Here is a 6958-nt window from a genome sequence, read left to right on the forward strand (position 1 = left end):
TGGCGATTTGACGGGTTCAAGCTTGGTTTTGCAGCCCCTTGCTCTCAGGCTCGACAGCGAAAAATCACTCAGGCAAACCGATCAGGCCGAAAGGCGTCAAGGTTCAGAGCCTCATTCCGCCTTTCGATGAGACTTGCAACGATGCGGCTCGTGGCGCCGGCCAAGGTCATGCCGAGATGTCCATGGCCAAAAGCGTGGATCAGGTTCGGATGGCGTCGGCTGGGTCCAATGACGGGCAGCGAGTCGGGAAGAGAGGGTCGAAAGCCGTGCCAATGGGATTGAACGGGGCCGAGATCCGGGAAGAGCTTACGGACGCCTCGCTCCAGAAGGGCAATCTGCTTTGGATTGGGCGGCGCGGAGAGGCCGCCGAGCTCGACCGTTCCCGCAACCCGCAAGCGGCCGGCCATGGGTGTGACATAGAAGCCCAGATCAACCGGGCTGACCGGCCTCTTGATCGGACAGACGTCCATCGCGAATTCGATGTGGTAGCCGCGCTCCGTGTCGAGAGGAATGTCCTCGCCGCCTTGTTCGGCCAGAGAGCGCGACCAAGCACCGGCTGCTAGGACAACCGTATGCGCATCGATCGTGCGATCGCGGCACATCAAACGGATTCGTCCGCCGTCCTGCGGTTCCAGCCGATCGACATAAGCGCGCTGGAACGAAGCGCCTCTTGCCGTGGCCGCGGCCGCCAGTCGGCTGGTCAGCGCGGCAGGATCGATGGTGTGAGCTGCATCGGGGAAAAAGATGCCCCCGGCCGTCGGAGGAAGCGCAGGCTCCAGCCTTGCGACCTCTTCTGACGTTAACCGCTCGTGTCGAACACCGAGCTCGTTGCGCAGCCGAGCACCCCACTCGTCGCCTTCTCGCGGCATTTTTCCCCGATAGAGATAGAGGCACCCCTCATATCGCAGAAGGTCTGAAAGTCGAGCCTGCTCTGCGAGCTCACGCCAGGTCGGCATCGCGTCTTTCAGCAATTCTGCCAGCGCGTATGCGTTGCGGCGCGCGCGGGCGGGCGTGGATTGCCAAAGGAAGCGCGACAGCCAGGGAATGAGAGCGGGCAAGCCGGCCAGCCTCACGGCGAGAGGGCTGTCCGGATTGACAAGTAGGTTGGGCAGATTCCACAAGACATCGGGGTTGCCGACCGGTGCACAGGCGTAGGGAGCAAATGTCCCGGCATTGCCGTAGGAGGCGCCCGAACCCGGCTCGTTCGGGTCGATGACGACAACCTCTCGGCCATCCGCGGCCAGCCGAAATGCGATCGCAAGCCCGATGATTCCGGCCCCGACGATCACGACGTCCGTTTTTATCAATTCCGCCACAACGCCTCAGACCGCGCCTGAGATTTCAAAATGACCTGCATTCAGCAGGTCGGTCATGATCGAAAGCGCCTGCCGCAATTCGCCGGATGACGGAGCGGCGCCCACATTGATGCGCACAGCATGCGCGAGAGTTTCGCGTCCTACGGCGAACGCATCCGCAGGAAGCACGCCTACGCCACGCTGACGGCAGGCGCGGGCGAAAGCAGCGCCACGCCAGGGTTCGGGCAAATGCAACCAAGCGTGGGGCGACGTCTCTTGCGTTTGGACATCGAATGCCGCAAGCGCATCGCGCAAGATCGCTTGGCGCCGCCGCAACTCCTCACGCTGGACCTCGATGATGCGCTTCGCGGTCCCTTCTTCCAGCAAAATGGTGGCGATCAGTGCCGTGAGCGGGCTGATGCTCCAGCAATCGATCCGGAGCGCCGCCGCGACATTGCCGAGCACCGCGCGCGGCGCCACCACGAATCCGTAGCGCAGGCCGGGCGCAATGCATTTCGACAGGCCGCTGATGTGGACGGTAAGCTCGGGCTCCAGGGCGGCGAAAGACGGAACGGCGCGATCGAGCAGCGGACGATAGACATCGTCCTCGATGATCAGCACGTTGTGGCGGCGCGCGATCGCCGCAAGTGCGCGGCAGCGCTCTTCGCTCAATGTGACCGTCGTCGGATTGTGCAGGCTGGGTACGAGGAAAACCGCACGTGGGCGCAACGTCGCGCAAGCGGCCTCGAAAGCGTCGGGCCGCATGCCTTCCCGATCAATCGACACTCCGCGCAGGTCGACGCCTTGTGACCGGCAAAGGGCGCTGATGCCTTGATAGGTGATGGAATCGGCGAGCACGATATCGTCGGGCTGCGTCAAGGCCCGCAACACGCAGGCGAGGCCGTGCTGGGCGCCGTCCGTCAGGACGACACGGCCGGCGTCACCATCTCCCGCGACGCCGTCGAGCCAATCCGCCACCGCAGCGCGCGCCCATTCCGGACCTTCGGGAGGATGATAGTCCTGCAAGGCGCCAAACCGGCGATCCTTTGCGATGTGCGGCAACAACTGCGCGAGCGCCTCGCGATAGGCCGACGTCGCCGGCCTGTTTACGGACAGATCGATCAGTCCAGCCTCGTCGCTGGGGGCCGATTTGAAGCCGCCCTCTTCAGTGTCCTTCCCGGCGACAAGGGTTCCACGACCGGGCCGCGCCTCCACGAGCCCACGCTGTTGCAATGCCGAGAAGGCACGCGTGACGGTCGTGACATTGATACCGAGCAGGCGCGCAATTTCGCGGTGCGGTGGCAACCGGTCGCCTTCAGCCAGTTCGCCGCGCGCAATTCGCTCACCGATGGCATCCGCCAAACGCTGATAAATTGGTCGGTCGTTGTTCGGCAGTTCCAGATTTTCGAGCATTGCGACTTTGGCGCCCCGAACGTTCCTGTCGTCAGCAAAGCCTTCTTAACATGGAGAAAAGCACCAGACAATCAAACTTGTATGCATACCAACAGGCTTCGATCGTCCATTATGTGGCACATTGTCTGCCATAAATTGCCTCATATGATCGACTTGACGCTACCGTCTTCGCATTGTATGGTCACTCAATCTCCTATTGTGTGATCACATAACTACCCCAAAGCGCCCTGGAGGTCGAGCGATGGTTTCAACCGGACAAAGTTCGTCGCTTCGTGAAGCCTTGGCCGAGAGCGCGCCCTCCGCAAAGGGCCAGCAGGGTACAGCCGCTGGCGGGAAGACGGGCGCCGCGGCAACAAGCAAGCCGGCCGCCGGTCGCGAGAACGGGAAACCAGCCGACGCCAAATTTGTCGAATTCATCGACGTCGAGAAAACTTACGGCAACTTTCACGCCGTCCGCCGGCTGAATCTGAGCATCGGCCGCGGCGAGTTTCTGACGTTCCTCGGACCGTCAGGCTCCGGCAAGACCACGACTTTGAACATGCTGGCGGGCTTCGAACGTCCCAGCCAAGGCGTCATTACGCTCGACGGTAAATCGGTCGACCGCCTGCCGCCCTACGATCGAAACATCGGCATGGTGTTCCAGAACTACGCGCTGTTTCCGCACATGAGCGTAGCGGACAACGTCGCCTTCCCGCTTTCGGTGCGGAAGGTATCCAAAGCCGAGATCGGGCCGCGCGTCACCCGTGCGCTCGAAATGGTGAGGCTGGAGCGCTTCAAGGATCGCAAACCGACACAACTCTCCGGCGGCCAGCAGCAGCGCGTCGCACTCGCCCGTGCGCTCGTCTTCCAGCCATCCCTCGTTCTGATGGACGAGCCCCTCGGCGCGCTCGACAAGAAGCTGCGCGAGCATATGCAGATCGAGTTGAAGCAGATCCATGAAATGCTCGGCGTCACCATCGTCTATGTGACGCACGACCAGAGCGAAGCGCTGACGATGTCGGATCGCGTCGCCATCTTCGAGAACGGCGCCATCGTTCAGATCGGAACACCGGACGGGCTCTACAACGAGCCCGCAACCGCATTCGTCGCCAGCTTCATCGGTGAAAACAATGCGCTGGATGGCATCGTCGAACGTGTCGATGGCGATCAATGCCTGGTCACGCTGCCCACGGGATTGAGGACGACCGCCATCGCGATCGGAGACATTCGTCCCGGCGTACCGGTCCAGTTGGCCGTCCGGCCCGAGCGGATCGCCGGTGGCGGCGACCATTCGGACAATCGTTTTCTGGCGACGGTCGACGGCCGGATCTATCACGGCGACCACCAACGCCTCCTCGCGCGTTTGCCGAGCGGGCAGGTCCTGACCGTCAAGATCAGCCCCGACGCAACGATGGCGACGGGCGAAGCGATCGACCTTGGGTGGCGCACGGCCGATTGCCGGGCTTTTCCGGCAGGCGTCGCCCCGGACGGTATTACCGCGAACACAGGGAGCGTTTCATGAAGCGAGTTGACAGGACGACCTTGCTTGCCTTGGCGAGCGCCGCAATCATTTCGCAAATACAGCCCGCCAGCGCCACAGAACTCACCGTAATGGCGACCGGCGGCGAATGGCAGTCGGCGCTGCGCAAGGCCTGGTTCGAGCCGTTCGCCAAGAAGGCGGGCATCCAGTTCAACGAGCAGGAATACACCGGCGAGCTCGGCAAGATCAAAGCGATGGTGGAGACCGGCGATGTCCCGATCGACCTCGTGACCGTGGAGACCTCGACCGTCCTGCAGGGCTGCGACGCCGGCGTGCTGATCCGCCTCGACTATTCGAAGATCGCCGATCGTAAGCGGTTCCTTCCCGGCACGGCTTTGGACTGCGGCGTCGGCATCGATGTCTATGGCGACGTACTCGCCTACGATACCACCGTGTTGAAGGAGGCGCCGACATCGGTGCTCGATATCTTCGACACCAAGAAATTCCCCGGCAAGCGCGCCATGCGGAAGGCCCCGGCGCAGAATCTCGAATGGGCGCTGATGGCCGACGGCGTGCCGATAGCCGACGTCTACAAAGTGCTGGATACGCCTGCCGGGGTCGACCGCGCCTTCAAGAAACTCGATTCGATCAAGAAGGATATCGTCTGGTGGGATGCCGGCGCACAGCCGCCGCAATTGCTGGCGTCCAAGGAAGTCGTGATGACGACTGCCTGGAACGGACGCATTCAGAATGCGATCGACAAGGACAAGCGGCCGTTCGCAATCGTCTGGAACGATCAGATCGTCGAATACGACATGATTGCGATTCCGAAAGGCGCGAAGAACCTCGACCTCGCCTACAAATATCTCGCCTACGCGGCCGAACCCGAGGTCAGCGCGCAGCTCGGCCGTCACATCCCCTATGGTCCTGTGATGGCCGATGCGACGCCGTTCGTGCCCAAGGATGTGCTGTCGAAACTGCCGACGGCGCCGGACCACATGAAGGCCTATCTGATCGGCGATGTCGAATTCTGGGGCGATCATGGCGAGGATCTGGTGAAGCGCTTCAACGCCTGGCTCGCCCAGTGAGATAGCGCGCCGACATCGCGATCGGGCGGCCCTGCCCGATCGTCAGCGACCACGCGAGGTGATGTTCATGTCGTCGATCGCAATCTCAGGCATCAAAACCCGGACCGGCACGACGGATCGCAGCGACAGCCTGCGGCCACTGGCACTGGCCGCGCCGCTGCTGCTCCTGCTCGCCTTCAGCTTCGGGGCGCCGATCGTGCTGTTGCTGTCGCGCGCCGTCTATGAGCCGACCATCGCCAATACGCTTCCACACACCATCGCGGCGTTGCGCACGGACAGCGCCGCTGGCGTGCCGGCCGAACCGGTCTTCCACGCCTTCGCGGAGGATATGAAAGCGGCCCAGGCGGCGGGCGCCATCTATGAATTCGCCAAGACCCTCAACACCCGCCTGCCCGGCGCGCGCAGCCAGGTGTTGCGCGTGGCGCGCCTTGCCGGCCAGGATGCGGCGGCCACCAGGGAGGCGATGATCAAGGCAGCACCGCTTCTCGGCGAAGACCAGGGATGGGCGGCGATCCGATCGGGGACCAACCGCTTCACCTCGTTCTTTCTGCTCAGCGCGTTCGACCTGCGCTGGACCGATCAGGGAACGATCGGCGCGGTGCCCGCCGGTCAGGCCGTGTTCACCCGGGTGTTCGGCCGGACCTTCCTGATCGCAACGCTGGTGACGCTGGCGACACTGGCTCTTGCCTTCCCGCTCGCCTATGTGATGACCAACGTGCGGCCGTTGATCGCCGGCATCGTGCTCGTGCTGGTGCTGCTGCCGTTCTGGACGTCGATCCTGGTACGCACGGCAGCATGGACCGTGATCCTTCAGAAATACGGTCTGCTCAACGACCTGCTGCTCTGGCTCGGTGTGACGTCGGACCGTCTCGAGCTGATGTACAGCCGGACAGGTCTCATCATCGCCATGACGCACATCCAGCTTCCCTTCACACTGCTGCCGATCTACAGCGTGATGCGCGCGGTAAACACGTCGCAGCTCAGGGCAGCCCAGTCGCTTGGCGCCCGACCCTTAACCGTGTTCCGCAGGGTGTATCTGCCCCAGGTCATGCCGGGTGTGCTGGCCGGCTGCCTGCTCACCTTCATCCTGTGCCTCGGCTATTACATCACGCCGGTCCTGATCGGCGGCGCCAGCGACCAGTTGATCAGCAATTTCATCGCCAATTACGTCAATGTCGAATTGAACTGGGAAATGGCGGCCGCGCTCAGCTTCGTGCTGCTTGCGTCCACGCTCGGCCTGTACGTGACGATGACACGCTATCTCGGTCTCGATCTCTTCAAGATGGGATGAAGCGCCATGCTGCTGTCGCCCTACCCGACCACGACTGAACGGATCCGCGTCGCCGCGCTGTGGTTCTGGTGCGTGCTGGTGCTAATCTTCCTCGTCGTGCCGATCTTCGTGCCGGTGCCGCTGTCCTTCAACAGCGGGTCATTCTTCACCTTTCCACTCGCGGGCGTTTCCACACGCTGGTACGAAGTCGTGCTCGGGACGCCGCGGTGGCGTGCTGCCATCGGCAACAGCCTGCTGATTGGGGCGGGCGCGACCGTCCTTGCGACCTTCCTCGGAACGCTGACCGCGATCGGGTTGTCCGACCCGAAATTCCCGGCGCGTCGGTTCGTCGTGCCGCTCTTGATTTCGCCCCTGATCGTCCCGGTCGTCGTGACGGCCGTCGGGACGTATCTCTTCTATGCCCGCATCGGAC

General features: G+C 62.8%; 6 protein-coding genes. 4 read left to right on the plus strand and 2 right to left on the minus strand.

What is annotated here, in order from left to right:
• Positions 1-68: 68 nt before the first annotated feature.
• Both Q3C01_RS03420 and Q3C01_RS03425 read right to left on the minus strand, forming a co-directional pair.
• On the minus strand, positions 69-1316 hold the full coding sequence (locus tag Q3C01_RS03420; protein ID WP_458143800.1) for an NAD(P)/FAD-dependent oxidoreductase: 1248 nt from the start codon (positions 1314-1316) through the stop codon (positions 69-71).
• 6 nt (positions 1317-1322) lie between these two features.
• Complete coding sequence (locus Q3C01_RS03425) at positions 1323-2708, minus strand: aminotransferase-like domain-containing protein (RefSeq protein ID WP_458143802.1); 1386 nt, start codon at positions 2706-2708, stop codon at positions 1323-1325.
• A gap of 241 nt (positions 2709-2949) precedes the next feature.
• Here Q3C01_RS03425 and Q3C01_RS03430 point away from each other — a divergent pair, with 241 nt between their 5' ends.
• The 4 genes from Q3C01_RS03430 to Q3C01_RS03445 all read left to right on the plus strand — a co-directional run.
• Positions 2950-4209, plus strand: coding sequence for an ABC transporter ATP-binding protein (locus tag Q3C01_RS03430; protein WP_458143804.1), 1260 nt, complete (start codon positions 2950-2952; stop codon positions 4207-4209).
• Positions 4206-5255: an ABC transporter substrate-binding protein gene (locus Q3C01_RS03435; protein WP_458143806.1), complete on the plus strand. Its 1050-nt coding sequence runs from the start codon at positions 4206-4208 to the stop codon at positions 5253-5255. The genes Q3C01_RS03430 and Q3C01_RS03435 overlap by 4 nt, the downstream gene beginning before the upstream one ends.
• A gap of 67 nt (positions 5256-5322) precedes the next feature.
• Positions 5323-6546 (plus strand): ABC transporter permease, encoded by a 1224-nt coding sequence (locus Q3C01_RS03440; protein WP_458143808.1) that lies wholly within the window; start codon positions 5323-5325, stop codon positions 6544-6546.
• Positions 6547-6552: 6 nt separating this feature from the next.
• Positions 6553-6958: ABC transporter permease (locus Q3C01_RS03445; protein WP_458143810.1), on the plus strand; the 406-nt coding region annotated here is incomplete at its 3' end.

It is taken from the genome of Bradyrhizobium sp. UFLA05-109, assembly GCF_054185165.1.